At 67.6% G+C, this 12,338-nt stretch carries 17 protein-coding genes; 5 read left to right on the forward strand and 12 right to left on the reverse strand.

Going from position 1 to position 12,338, the window contains the following annotated elements; all coding sequences use genetic code 11:
- Position 1: 1 nt before the first annotated feature.
- Genes cpaB through G7043_RS03710 form a run of 4 tightly spaced genes read right to left on the reverse strand, consistent with a single transcriptional unit; the run spans position 2 to position 2,510 of the window.
- Entirely contained in the window at positions 2 to 775 is a 774-nt protein-coding gene (cpaB, locus tag G7043_RS03695) for a Flp pilus assembly protein CpaB (protein WP_166043828.1), read from the reverse strand.
- Between the two features lie 15 nt (positions 776 to 790).
- The gene (locus G7043_RS03700) at positions 791 to 1,882 is read right to left on the reverse strand and encodes a pilus assembly protein TadG-related protein (protein ID WP_166043830.1); all 1,092 of its coding nucleotides are present in this window, start codon (positions 1,880 to 1,882) and stop codon (positions 791 to 793) included.
- Positions 1,870 to 2,298, reverse strand: a complete 429-nt coding sequence (locus tag G7043_RS03705; RefSeq protein WP_166043832.1) for a TadE/TadG family type IV pilus assembly protein — start codon at positions 2,296 to 2,298, stop codon at positions 1,870 to 1,872. The genes G7043_RS03700 and G7043_RS03705 overlap by 13 nt, the downstream gene beginning before the upstream one ends.
- A 5-nt stretch (positions 2,299 to 2,303) precedes the next feature.
- Positions 2,304 to 2,510 carry a Flp family type IVb pilin gene (locus tag G7043_RS03710; protein WP_166043834.1) on the reverse strand — a complete coding sequence of 69 codons (207 nt, stop codon included), beginning with the start codon at positions 2,508 to 2,510 and terminating at the stop codon, positions 2,304 to 2,306.
- 191 nt (positions 2,511 to 2,701) lie between these two features.
- On the opposite strand from G7043_RS03710, the gene G7043_RS03715 reads away from it, so the two are divergent.
- The 4 genes from G7043_RS03715 (at position 2,702) to G7043_RS03730 (ending at position 5,793) form a co-directional block, all read left to right on the forward strand.
- The gene (locus G7043_RS03715) at positions 2,702 to 3,421 is read left to right on the forward strand and encodes a prepilin peptidase (RefSeq protein WP_166043836.1); all 720 of its coding nucleotides are present in this window, start codon (positions 2,702 to 2,704) and stop codon (positions 3,419 to 3,421) included.
- 176 nt (positions 3,422 to 3,597) lie between these two features.
- The gene (locus G7043_RS03720) at positions 3,598 to 4,329 is read left to right on the forward strand and encodes a response regulator transcription factor (protein ID WP_166043837.1); all 732 of its coding nucleotides are present in this window, start codon (positions 3,598 to 3,600) and stop codon (positions 4,327 to 4,329) included.
- 30 nt (positions 4,330 to 4,359) lie between these two features.
- On the forward strand, positions 4,360 to 4,569 hold the full coding sequence (locus tag G7043_RS03725; protein WP_166043839.1) for a hypothetical protein: 210 nt from the start codon (positions 4,360 to 4,362) through the stop codon (positions 4,567 to 4,569).
- 384 nt (positions 4,570 to 4,953) lie between these two features.
- Positions 4,954 to 5,793 carry an SAM-dependent methyltransferase gene (locus G7043_RS03730; protein WP_166043841.1) on the forward strand — a complete coding sequence of 280 codons (840 nt, stop codon included), beginning with the start codon at positions 4,954 to 4,956 and terminating at the stop codon, positions 5,791 to 5,793.
- A 604-nt stretch (positions 5,794 to 6,397) separates the two neighbouring features.
- Here the strand turns inward: G7043_RS03730 and G7043_RS03735 are convergent.
- The 8 genes from G7043_RS03735 to G7043_RS03770 form a co-directional block, all read right to left on the reverse strand.
- On the reverse strand, positions 6,398 to 6,787 hold the full coding sequence (locus G7043_RS03735; protein WP_166043843.1) for a histone-like nucleoid-structuring protein Lsr2: 390 nt from the start codon (positions 6,785 to 6,787) through the stop codon (positions 6,398 to 6,400).
- 109 nt (positions 6,788 to 6,896) lie between these two features.
- Positions 6,897 to 7,886, reverse strand: coding sequence for a hypothetical protein (locus tag G7043_RS03740; protein ID WP_166043845.1), 990 nt, complete (start codon positions 7,884 to 7,886; stop codon positions 6,897 to 6,899).
- Between the two features lie 233 nt (positions 7,887 to 8,119).
- Complete coding sequence (locus G7043_RS03745; RefSeq protein WP_166043847.1) at positions 8,120 to 8,932, reverse strand: sigma-70 family RNA polymerase sigma factor; 813 nt, start codon at positions 8,930 to 8,932, stop codon at positions 8,120 to 8,122.
- Between the two features lie 232 nt (positions 8,933 to 9,164).
- Positions 9,165 to 9,485, reverse strand: a complete 321-nt coding sequence (locus G7043_RS03750; protein WP_166043849.1) for a hypothetical protein — start codon at positions 9,483 to 9,485, stop codon at positions 9,165 to 9,167.
- Between the two features lie 81 nt (positions 9,486 to 9,566).
- Positions 9,567 to 9,962 (reverse strand): 6-carboxytetrahydropterin synthase, encoded by a 396-nt coding sequence (locus G7043_RS03755; RefSeq protein WP_166043851.1) that lies wholly within the window; start codon positions 9,960 to 9,962, stop codon positions 9,567 to 9,569.
- Between the two features lie 8 nt (positions 9,963 to 9,970).
- Positions 9,971 to 10,198, reverse strand: coding sequence for a hypothetical protein (locus G7043_RS03760; RefSeq protein WP_166043853.1), 228 nt, complete (start codon positions 10,196 to 10,198; stop codon positions 9,971 to 9,973).
- A gap of 291 nt (positions 10,199 to 10,489) precedes the next feature.
- Positions 10,490 to 11,179: a response regulator transcription factor gene (locus G7043_RS03765; RefSeq protein ID WP_166043855.1), complete on the reverse strand. Its 690-nt coding sequence runs from the start codon at positions 11,177 to 11,179 to the stop codon at positions 10,490 to 10,492.
- Positions 11,180 to 11,181: 2 nt separating this feature from the next.
- Complete coding sequence (locus G7043_RS03770) at positions 11,182 to 11,598, reverse strand: hypothetical protein (protein ID WP_166043857.1); 417 nt, start codon at positions 11,596 to 11,598, stop codon at positions 11,182 to 11,184.
- Between the two features lie 306 nt (positions 11,599 to 11,904).
- Between G7043_RS03770 and G7043_RS03775 the strand changes: the two genes are divergently transcribed.
- A complete protein-coding gene (locus tag G7043_RS03775; protein WP_166043859.1) occupies positions 11,905 to 12,330 on the forward strand; it encodes a response regulator transcription factor in 426 nt (141 codons plus the stop codon).
- Positions 12,331 to 12,338: the final 8 nt, after the last annotated feature.

Consider the following 12,338-nt stretch of genomic DNA (forward strand, 5'->3'; position numbering starts at 1 on the left):
CCTACGTGGCCGGGTCGAAGACGGACTTGCTGTTCGTGCCGTTGCCCTGGCTGATCTGGGAACTGTCGGTGAGCAGTGCGAAGTGCAAGGTGCCGAACTGGGCGCGCTGGATCAGGCGCTCGGCTTCGGCCTGGGTCGCCGCGACCGTGACCAGCACGCCTGTCTGGCCCGCGCCGTCACCCGACTTCGCGTTCGGGACCGGGGGCGCGCCGAGCGCGAGCACCTCGACCTTCGGCAGCAGCAACCGGGTGACCTGCGTGCTCTCGTGCTGCTTCTCCAGCCCGGCACCGGACGGTGTGCCCGACTTCTCGTCCATGACGGTGTACGTGTCGAACACCGCGATCTGCGAGCCGGCCTTGACGTAGCCGGCCACTCGTTGCGGCGCGCCCAGCTCGATGCTGACGGCGACCTTCCCCTCGGGGATGGGCAGGCCGGACGACGTGGGTTTGGCGGCCGCGAACATGGGCTTCAGCACGAGCTGGCCCGCTTGGACGTCGGCGGTGGCCACCAGCTTGGCCAGGTCCGCGCCGATTTCTCCCAGCGCGTTCTCCGGCACGGTCTCGGCAGGCATTTTCTCCAGCCGCAGCAAGCCGTTCCGCAGGGCGGCACCGGCACTCGTGCCCGCGGGCACGCGCTTCTCCGCGACGACCACGGGGACGGCGCGTTTGCCCGCCAGGGCCCGAGCGTCGGCGCTGCGCACGTAGAGCAGCACCGAGATGGTGCCCACCGCGGCGAGCAGCAGCGTGAGGCCGATGGTGAGCAGGCGTCGTTTCATGATCCCTCTCCGGTGTCAGCCGAGCATGTGGACGGTGGTCACGCCCATCTCCGGACCACCGAGCACGGCGTCGGCGGGCAACAAGGCGGTCGTGAAGTAGCCGTAGACGCACTTTTCGTCGCCCTTGCAGTGGGACTGGGAAGTCAGCCGCGATGCGATCTTCAGGCTCGGCAGGTTGTAGCCGGTGATCACGAAGGAGGCGAAGCCCTTCAGGTGGAAGTACCCTTCGTGCCCGGTTCCGCCCGCGCCGTCGTACACCGGCACCAGCAGGGTCGTGTTGCGAGTCCTGGCGTCGGCGAGTTCCTCCTTGCACGCGCTGGACGCGCTGACGCCGGTGTCGCCGCGGTAGACGCCGTCGAGGTCGACATAGGCCTGGCAGTCGCCCGTCGCGTCGGCCAGCCAGCCGAAGCCACCGGGCAGTACCCAGCCGGCCGGGTTGCCGGAACAGCTCGTGCCCGAGGTGGTGTGCAGCTTCAGCACGCGTTCGAAGCTCGCGGGGACCGTTCCGGACTCCGGCGCGAACGTCGTGCCACCGGCGGTCGCGGTCATCCACTCGCACAGCGAGATCGTCACGCCGAAGCCGTAGGTCGCCCTGGGACCGCCCCACGCCACGCGAGTGCAGGAGGCCACGCCCCTTCCTTCGTAGGCGGAGCCGAGCAGAACCTGCCCGAACGTCGCGGGCAGCAAGGTGGAACCGTCCGTCTGCCGGGTGCTCGTGCGGACCTCGACGAAATTCCCTTCCGCGGGCCGGTCGCCGAGACAGCCGGCCGCCTCTCCGTCGTCATCCCCCAGGCAGGGGTCGAGCAGTCCTCTCGCGTCGGCACCGCAGACCAGGTCCACTGTGGACGTTCCGTCGCCGGAGTTCGCGTTGGCGTAGTTCAGCGCGGTGCCGTCGGCACAACCCGTGCCCCCGGCACATGCCTGGGCGAGCGCCAGCGCCGCCGCGTCGGACGCGTTCTGCAACTGGGCGCGCTCGTTGTACAGCCGGCCGACGTCGATGACGAGCGCACCACAGCCCAGCAACAGCCCTCCACCCAGCAGTAGCGCTACCAGCACGGTGGCCGCACCGCGGTCGTCACGCCGCGGTCGTGACATCAGCCGAGACATCGCATGACTCCTCTCCCGGTGAGGGTGATCGGGCCGACATCGGCACCGAACGTGTCGGTCATGGCCCCGATCGGTGTGACGAAGATGAACTCGTGGGTGACCGTCACGACGGCGTCCGCCGGCGCGAGGTTCGCGGGGCAGGCCGTGACTTGGACGTCCACTCCGGACAGTGCTCCAGCGGCACCGAGGGTGCGGGTGACCACGTCCGGTTCACCCAGCGCCGCGAGCCGGGCACCCTCCCTGGCCGCCTGCGTCAGCACGACCTGTGCGTGCAGCGCCCGGCCGAAGTCGACGATGCCGCACATCAGCATCAGCAGGATCGGCAGCACGAGCGCGAATTCCACCGCCGCCGCACCACGATCGGGCTTCGCCCTGAGAGCCGATCCGTCGTGACCGGCTCCGAGCGGCGGCCTCATCGCGATCAGGCTCCAGCGGGCGCGGCAGGCAGCTGGTCGCTGACACCGTCGAACAGGCCTTCGAGCTGACCGCCGAGCGTCATGACGACACCGATGACAGCGACGGCGATCAAGCCGACCATCAGTCCGTACTCGACGGCGGTAGCACCACGCTCCCGCTCGTCGAACCGGGCGCTGATCCAGAGCTGCACGTAAGCGATCGCTGCGAACATCTTGTTCTCCTCTTGGGGTTTGGGCGATCCGTCACCGCCCGACGTGGACAACTGTGCGGCACGGGCAACCCCCGCGGACAGCGGGCGATTGGTCAGAAGAATTCGCGAAACACCCGATGGAGACGACGCCTTGTCGTGCGAATGGAGGACAAAACGCCGTCCCGTGTGGACGTTGACCTAACGTCTCGGGCGTGCATCTCACGACGGCCGTGGCCGGAACGGCGGCAGGTCTGCTGACCGGGCCGTGGATCCGCGCCGCGGTCTTCCGGCTCTCCGTACCACCGGACACACCCGACCGGACCGCGTGCCCGCGCTGCGGCCGCCGGCTGCGTCCCGCGAGCGCCGACCGCTGCCCGTCCTGCCACGAGCGCGTGGCTTTGCCTTGCGGCGTAACGGAAATCGCGTCCGCGACAATGCTCGGCACCATCGCGGGCGCGGTGGGGCCACGCCCCGAGCTGATCGCCTTTGCGTGGCTTGCCGTTCTGTGCGTCGCGCTCGCGACGATCGACCTGATCGTGTACCGGCTGCCGGACCGGCTCACTCTCCCCGCCTACCCGGCGCTCGCCGCTCTGCTGGCGGGCGCGGCGCTGCTGAACTCCGAGCCCGGCAAGTTCCTTCGCGCTGTGCTGGCGGGCGCGGTGCTCGCAGCCGGCTATCTGCTGCTGGCGCTGATCAGGCCGGGGGATCTGGGGCTGGGCGACGTCAAGCTGGCCGGACCGCTCGGCATGGTGCTGGGATGGGTTGGATGGCCGTCAGTACTGTTCGCGACTGCTCTTTCCTTCGTCCTGTGTGGACTCGTCGGCGTGGTCCTGCTGGCAGTGCGACGTGCGGACGCTCGCACGGCCCTGCCGCTCGGGCCGTTCATGGTCTATGCCACGTTCGTGGTCCTACTGGTCACACCAGGCCAATAATCCGCATTCCCTATCACTACGCCGGCCACTCGTTCGTGTGACAAATGCGCCACTCTGGAGGCCCACCACGCGAAATCGTCACCATGTGAACAGGGGTCAGTCACGGACGGGTGACGAGAAGGTGATCTTTCTGCTGCGCACATACGTTGATCGTGAGTGAAGCACCAGGAGGGACCATGCCACGTGTACTCGTAGTCGAGGACGATCCGGACATCGCCCGGATCGTGGCCCTGCTCCTGGCCAGGAACAACTATCAGGTGGACCGCGCGTCCGAGGGCAGGGCCGGGTTGCGGGCGGTGTACGACTCCAAGCCGGACCTCGTCGTCCTCGACATCGGACTGCCCGGCATGGACGGGCTGAGCGTGCTCGAACGCGTCCGTGATCTCAGTGATGTACCGGTCCTGCTGCTCAGCGCACGCGACCAGGAGTCGGACAAGATCCGCGGCCTACGCGCCGGCGCTGACGACTACCTGACCAAACCCTTCACCACCGGCGAACTGCTCGCCAGGGTCGAGGCGCTGTTGCGCAGGGCGCGCCCCGCGCAGTGGTCGGAGCGCGTCTACGACGACGGCTCACTGAAGATCGATCCTTTGTCCCGGCTCGTCCACGTGGACGACCGCGAGGTTTCCCTCACCCCGATCGAGTTCCGGTTGCTGAGCATGTTGACCCGCAACGCGGGCGCCACGCTGTCCACCGGCCAACTCCTCGCCGAGGCGTGGGAGGACCCGACCGGCATCGGGGCGGAGCGGGTGAAGTTCACCGTGCTCAGGCTCCGCCGCAAGCTCGGCTGGGACGACTCGGCGACCTCGCCGATCGAGTCGGTTCGCGGTGTCGGGTACCGCTACCGGCCTCCGCTGCGCACGCGTCCGCGTGTCGAGAGCGGGATCAGCGGCCGCCCCGGCCGTTGACCAACACGTTGAGCGCACAGGAGGTTGGGCATGGCCAGCATCAACGGGCAGACTTCGGCGACCGGCCTCGACAAGCGCCGCGCCAAGATCGTTCTGTCGGCGGTCTACGGGCTGTTGAGCGCCGTCAATCTGGTCATGATGATCACGGAACCCACCGCGTGGCAAGGAGTTTTCGCGGCGGTTCTGCTCGGCGTCGCACTGTGGATGTGGTTCAGCACGCACCCGAGCACGACACCATGAGCAATCGGGATTTCTGACCGACCTCGAGGCCCACCGGACCTCACCACGACCCGGTCCCGGTGCCGACAGACAGATCCGCGCCCCCTGTCGGCACCGGGGCCTGCCACGTCGTTGTGGAGACAGCGGTCCGGCACGCAGGACGACGGCGCCGGGGAACCCTCTCCACCGTCGGCCACGTCAATTCCCTGATGCAACCTTCGCCCAGTCGACCGATCCGATGCCGTCGACCTCAAGGGCAGCGCGCCGCGCCTCGACCACTTTTACGCAAAAGAGATCGGCGCGCAATTGCCGAAGCGAGCCGGATCCGGCACCCCGGCCGCAATGATCCCCAATTTTGGGTATTATGTTCATCACGCCGGCCGCCGATGACACATACTGCGTGGTGTGATCAATCCAAAAACGCCCGCCTCGCCAGAAGTGCCGCCCATCTGGGCGCCCGGCATCATCGGCGCTCCAACACCCAAACCCGCCCGAGTTCGCGACTACTGGTTGGGCGGCTCACATCACTCCGCAGCAGACCGGCGACTGGCGGAACAGTTCACCCTGTGCGCGCCCCAACTGCCGTACCTGGTGCGCACGCATCGAGATTTCCTGCGCCGCGTGGTCACCCGGCTCGTGCGTGACGGAGTTCGCCAGTTCGTCGATCTGGGCTCCGGAATGCCGACCGTCGGCAACGTGCACGAGGTGGTGCAGCGCCTCGCTCCCGAGTGTCGCGTGGTCTACACCGACGTCGACCCCGTCGTGGTGGCGGAGTCGCGTGAGCTGCTGGCGGGCGACGACCGCACCGTCTACCTCCACGCCGACCTGCTCCGGCCCGAGGAGATTCTGGACTCGCCGGACCTGCGCGGCCTGCTCGACCTCGACGAGCCCGTGGCTCTGCTCGCCATCGACGTGCTGCACCACGTTCCCGACTCCGCCGAGCCGGCGGAGCTGCTGACCACCTACGCGAACGTGCTGGGTCCGGCGTGCCAGGTCGCCCTCTCTCACACCTGCCGCGACGAGCAGTTGCTCGACGCCATCAGGCTCTACAGCGACATCTACCACGAGGCGCTGCCCGAATGCGCCTTCCGCAGCGCGGCGGAGGTCGGCGACCTCCTGAGGGGATTCGAGCTCACCGAGCCGGGCCTGGTGCCCATCCCGCTCTGGCTCCCGGACGCCGACACCGAACCTGACCAGAACCCCGAGTACTTCAGCGGCTGCGCCGCACTCACACGCAGGCGGTGAAGCTCCGCGCGGACAAGCCCCCGCCGTGACCTGAGGCCGGCACCCAGCACGGACGAAGCGGCGACGGAGAGCTGCGAGCACCACCCGTCACCGCCTGTCCGCGGACACGCAGCGCACCGAGGAACGCACGGCCGCGGCGATGTCCCGTCGATGCCGGCGCCGACCTGACCGTGAAACAGCCAGAGTGCGCCAGGACGCCATTCAAAAATGAAACCACCATTTTTCGCGAGATTTGTGACTCTGCGCGAATGGAATTTGGTTTTCACCACACGTCTGAGCGGCGAACGAACCGCGACGGACCCCGATGCACACCGGCACGCGTTATGGCTTCACCCTTTTTCGCGACACCACACCCCCCAGTGCGCGACGTAACCTTGACGAACAGACCCGCTCGAGTTCGGAGCTCCGATGTCAAGTGCACTGGAATCGGTTTACCCAACAGGCGTTCCGCTTTACGATCTCACGCTCGTCGGTATCTTCTTCCTCGCCTGCGGAACCGTTTTGAGGCTGGCTGCACGACCAAAGCCCCGGCCCATCACGCGAAAGCGGAAGCCGGCCGTGCCGGAGCACGTCGAAGTGCCGAGACAGCGCACGCGGACAGCGCTCACTCGGGTTTGGGAGGCGGTTCGAGGAGACCATCACACTGCTGCATGATGTCGTCCGGAGAACTTTCGTGCGCGGCCTTGAAAGCCGCGATCAGCGCATTCGGGACACGACCTCGGCCGCACACGCCGACGCCCTGTTCCTGTGCCCACGCACGAATGCGGGCCATGAGGTCGTCGTGGCTGGAGTAGTAGGAGGTACAGGCGCTCCACTCCACCCGGCGTGCTGCCGGGAGGTACGGCGCCAGTGCGGCGCGGAGCCGTTCCTGGTGAGCCGCGTTCAGGTCGATCTCGTAGTGAACCCCGTCCACGCCGAAGGAGACCGTGTCCACGTCTTCACTGCTGACCCCGTCCAGATCGTCCGTCTTGTTGATGATGATCCTCACCACCATTGCGTTCACCTCGCCGACGACATGTGGCAGCACCTGACACGGGTGCGGGGAGCATGAAGCCCACCGCACCCGCTCGACCGGCAACTCACGACCGGTGCCCAGGCGCAGATCAGACCGCGATGGCCGATCCGGTCGGGATGCCGGCGGCGTCCGCCGGGCAGGTGTTCGCAGCGTCCGCATCCGTGCCCGGCCACTCGCTCATGGCGTCGGCCGAGACATCCACATCCGCGACGGCGACCGCCTCGGCGTCGACTGCCACACCCAGGCCGAGGGCGAGGGCCAGGTCGACGTCGAGACCGACCTGAGCGGCCACGTCCAGCCCGATGCCCAACCCGACGCCCGCGGCGACGTCCACATCGGCGGCGGCGGCAACGCCGACGCCCACCGCGACATCGGCGTCCGCGTTCGCGACGACCACCACACCACCGTCCGCATCCGCGGACGCCGTGTCGGCATCCGCATCCGCGCCGGCGCTGGTGCCGTCGCAGTCGGCCTCCGCGACGTCGGCCGCGTCCACGTCGTCGCCAGCGCAGGCGGCATCCACGCCGGTGCTCGTGCTGGATGCGGCGTTCGCGTCGACACCGACGCCCACACCCACGCCCACGCCGGCGTCAACGCCCAGACCCAACCCGACACCGACACCGACACCGGCATCAACGCCCACTCCCACACCGACCCCCGCGGCCAGGGCGAGGTCGGCATCGACGGCGGCGGCGACCGCGAGGTCGACATCAGCGGCGGCGGCGACCGCGAGGTCGACATCAGCGGCAGCAGCGACGGCAACGTCGATGCCGGCGTCCGTGCCGGCCGCGTTCACGATCATGTCGTCGCAGACCGACTCCGCCTCCACCGTGCAGGTCGGCTCGTCATCAGGAGTCGAGGCGGTCGTCACGACATCGTCATCGGGGGTGTCTTCGGGAGTGCCCGTCATCGTCGCGTCAGGATTCTGCGGCGTCTCCGCGATCACCGGCGCTTCCTGCGGAGCGGGCGCCATGTGGTTTTCCTGCACCTGCGCGTTGGCAGTCCCGAACCCGTTCGCGAGAACCGCGGCACCTGCCGCGGCGACCGCGATGAGGCCCTTGTACAGCTTCTTCTGCATTCCGTTTCCCTTGTTTCACATTCTCGGAACGAGGTCGACAGCCTCGTGATTCGACGGAAGATGCGCGCAACGCCGCAGTGAAAAATTCACGTCAGAACCTCGGCAGCGGCGCGCAGGAGAACACTAGCCACGAAGAAAGGCGGAAACCAAGCCAGATCACCAATTATGGGGATGCGTGAGCCCGCTTTTGGGGATGCCCGACCCGAATCAGCCTGCTGACGGAAGGGGGTTCGCTACGCACGAAAAGAATCGACCAACCGCGGGTTCGGAATCTCGGGCACCGCGAGGGTCAACGGTGCCGACCGGCGCAGCTGCGTCAACAGCTCGGAGACCTCATGGGCCGCGCTGGTGCATCGGCTGCACGTGGCGATGTGCCGCTGGACGCGGACCCGCAGTCCCTGTCCGAGCCGGCCGCACAGCCACGCGGCGAGGTTGCTCGCGGACAGCTTGCACTCCGCCGCCCCCGTCGACTTGACGTGCATCTGCACGTAGGCGACCCGGAGCCCCTCACGTGCCCGGAAGGCGAGGGCCGCCAGCGCGTTCGGATGAATGCCGAGCACGCCTGCCACCGCCGAGGTCGGCTTCTTCTCGATCTCCAACTGGACCAGCACGGTCCGCCACCGGTCCGGCAGGCTTTCCAACGCCCGCAGCGCGAGGTCCGCGTCCAGCCTTTCGATCAGGAGATCCCGGTCGACGACCGGCATCACCTGCTCGGAGAGATCAGCCTGACGATCGACCAGGCGATCGACCGCGAGTTGCTTGTAGAAGGTGGTGCGCACCGTGGTCAGCAGGTAGGCGCGGAACAACGTGGCCGGCCCACCACCGGACACGATCCGGTTGAGCACCTTGGTGAAGGCCTCCGCGACGAGGTCGTCCGCTCCCTGCGACGTGCCCAGCAGCCGGCACGCGAAACTGTGCGCACAGGCGTGGTACCTGCGGTACAACTCACCGAAAGCATCCCGGTCGCCGGCCCGGACGGCGTGCAGGAGAGACGAGTCCGAACTGCAGGCGTTCTGCTCGTCGCGGCCGTCGAGGTCCTCGATCATCTCACCTGCCCCTTGTTCTGCGATCCTGACTGACAATGCGCAAGGCAAAACTACAACCAGACCCAACGGAACGCAGCACGCGAGCCTTCGCCTGGTGGCAAATTCCCCTCGGTCGGCGTGCCGCGGTAACGCAGCCGGACGAAGTAGGCAGACCTCTCATGAGCAACAGCCCCAATGGGATGATAATAGAAACTCAATGTTGTGCATTGACTTCACGATCGGGCACGGACTTTCATCTCTGGTCATTCATCACGAACATCGACGACGTCGGGCGGAGCAATCTCGGCGCCATCGGGTGATCGGGATCCGGCAACGCGAGCAGCTCGTCGATGGCGTCGCTCAACGTGCCGGTGTACTCCCAGAGGACACCAGGCACCGACGAGTACCGCGGCCCGCGGCAGTCGTCGTTCCGCAAGCGGGCCACTGTCACGTCGTCCATCGCGCGCACGGTGATCGTCTCAGTGACGGTCCGCCGCTCGCGAGTGCCGCCGATGCAGTGGACACCGGCGATGACCACCGGCAGGAAGGTCCAACCGGTACCCGTCCGCGCCATCATTGCCAGCTTCGCCAAGGCGGGGTGGAGGTCAACCGCTTCAAGGTACTCAGGACTGATCACTGCGACACCGCTTCCCTGTCATCGATGACTGTTGCCGTGGCCCCTGGACACCAGGTATCGGCCCCGCGACGTCCGGCCGGCCGACACCGAAACGCCGTGCAGCGTCTCGACCACGTAGGCAGCCAGGTGGCAGCGGCACCAGCCGGCCAAATGACCGGCGAGCCTCGCCGGCGTCGGATCACCCACCAGCAGATCGTTGAGGTGACGACCTTCCAGCTCGCTCACGACATAACGCCGCAGCGGCTCGAGGGCCGCGGTCTCGGCCGGCGCGTCGGTGGGCAGCAGACCGGCCGAGTGCAGGACGACCTCCACCGACCACTGATGCATGTGCACACCGTGGCAGGGATGAGTCGGACGCAGGCCTGAAATCTCGTGCGTGGCAACGAAGTTGTAGTGCTCGACGATCTCGTACATGTCCCACTTCACGAGCGTCGCGCGAACGGGTCCGCCGCGGCGTACAGCCGACTTCCATCGCCGGCCAACTGGGTGGCGGCATCCTTGAGCGCCGCACGCATGCGACCTACCTGCAGCGGTGACAGGTAGACGGGACCGAAGGACGCTCCCTCGACCGCGACGCAGCCGCGGCCGAGCCGGACCACCACGTTCGCCTGACGCCGCTCGTCGATCCCTGCCCTGGAGGTGGATGACACCGAACGTCGGCACCGACCCAGCCTCATCAACATCGACAACCGTGGCCACTTTCGAAAGTGGTGCCTCATCAACAGCTCCTCGTCGGTCCGACCGGGAACGCGCACAGAGGAGCCGTGGTGGCGAGGAAGGAGAGGAACTCGCCACCACGGCCCCGGGGGAGCGACGGTGTGACGACCGGTGAACCCCGAAGGGACCGGCCGCAACGGGGGCATCCGTCGCGTGAATGTGGACCTCGGGGCCACGACCTCATTACGGCCCCGCCAGCTGCGTCACCCGGAGGGGTTTTCGCTTCAGCGGGACAGCAAGGACATCTCGAAGGCCTTCGCGACGGCGTGTGCCCGGTCGCGTGCCTCGAGCTTGCGCAGCACGTGGTTCACGTGCGTCCGGACGGTCTCCGTGCCGATGCCGAGACAGTCGGCGATCTCCGCGGCGGTCCGTCCCTTCGCAACGTGGTGCAGCACTTCGAGCTCCCGACGCGACAACGGCTTGCCGCCCCACACGACCGCGGACAGTCGCACGGGAGCGAAACAGCCGCGCAGCTGCGGATCGACGAAGTCGCCGAGATCGACACCTAGCCTGATCGCTGTCACCAGGCGGTCGGAGTCCGCCTCGATCGGCACCAGCGACCGTGCACCGTGCAGACGTGCACGAGCCATCGCCTCGGCGCCTCTCGCCTCCGGACCGATGAGCACCACGACGATCATGCCGTTGAACAGACGCGTCAGCAGTTCGCAGAGCTTCCAACCGGGATCGCTGACGGACGTGATCAGGACCGCGTCCGGCGCTCCTCTGTCGCACATCTCGACAGCGGCCGGCGCGCCGCTCACCGCGCCGATCCAGGTGAGACTCGGGTTCGCGGCGACGACAGCCTGGACACCGCTGCGGAGCAACGGCACCGAGTCGACGAGTGCGACGCGGAGCGGTCTGTCCCGGTTCCGCTGGCAGGTGTCCAGCCTGGTCGCGGCCAATGACTGCGTCATCTTCACCCGCAACGCATCGATCGGCCGGGGCGGGATTCCTCGTCCCCGTCCCGATTCTCCCCTGAGCGTCCAGGTAGGACGTTCACCGACATGCTGGCAGCCGGCGGTTCCTTCGATGCGTGCGATCCAGTGTCACGTGCCGCGACGCAAGGCTCGGCAGGCAATGCCTCACTGATCGTCCGCTGCGGCGCGGCGACCGCTGTCTGTTCGGTGGACGAGGCTGTGACGGCCGGGTCCGGTGCGGCCGCTGCGGCCGGTGCGGACGAGGACCACTCCGGACGCGTCGGAATCGCCACCGTCGTCGTCACGATCACGGTGTGCGACTCGTCGGCGCCGACGCTCTCGATCACCTTGGCGACCGCGTCGGGCGCCTGGGTGACGGAGTCGAACAACGCCCCGGCCAGTATCGCGAGCGGCACGAGAAGAGCACCTACGAGCCCCCTCTTCGTACAGTCACCGCACCTGGAGCGCACCTCCTTCTTCGGTCGCACCAATCGATGTTTGCCCGCTGCCTTCCGGCGCGACATGCCGACTCCTTCACCACGTTGCTCACCGCGCGTTGATCGACGCACAACGTTTGATGACCTTGGTGAGCGAGCCCCTTACGCGGCCCGACCGGAGTTCACCGAAGCGGGCGAACTTCGGCGGACACGCATAAGCGAGTCGCAAAGCCGGTGTCTACCAACGTCGTTGCGGCGTGTGGCCGCGGCAGGAGGAGACCAGTCGTGATCAGTACCATCCCGGCTCGCGTGTTGCGCGTCGCCGTGATCAGCCCCGCGTCGTCGCTGGAGCGAGGCGTCGCCCCGATCATCCGGGAGAGCCGGGAGCTGATGTGGATCGGCTCGGCCTCCGACAGCGACGCCGCGATCCACCTGTGTCAGACGGACGAACCCGACGTGTTGCTGCTCGATTCGGCGAGCGACCCGCGCTGGGACCTGTCGCTGCTGCTGACCTCGATGTTCCCGGACGTGGTGATCGTGGCGCTGTTGCGCAGGAACACCCGCAACTCCGTGGCCGCGGCGTGGGCCCGGCTGCACGGTGTCCGCGGCCTCGTCGGGCTCAACGCGGACGGCCCGGCGCTGCTCACCACGATCCGCACGACTGTCGAGATCGGACGGTTCGTGCACCCGGACGCCATCCGCTCCAGCTGACGCACCGT

Source organism: Lentzea alba (genome assembly GCF_011067745.1).
Lineage (GTDB): Bacteria > Actinomycetota > Actinomycetes > Mycobacteriales > Pseudonocardiaceae > Lentzea > Lentzea alba.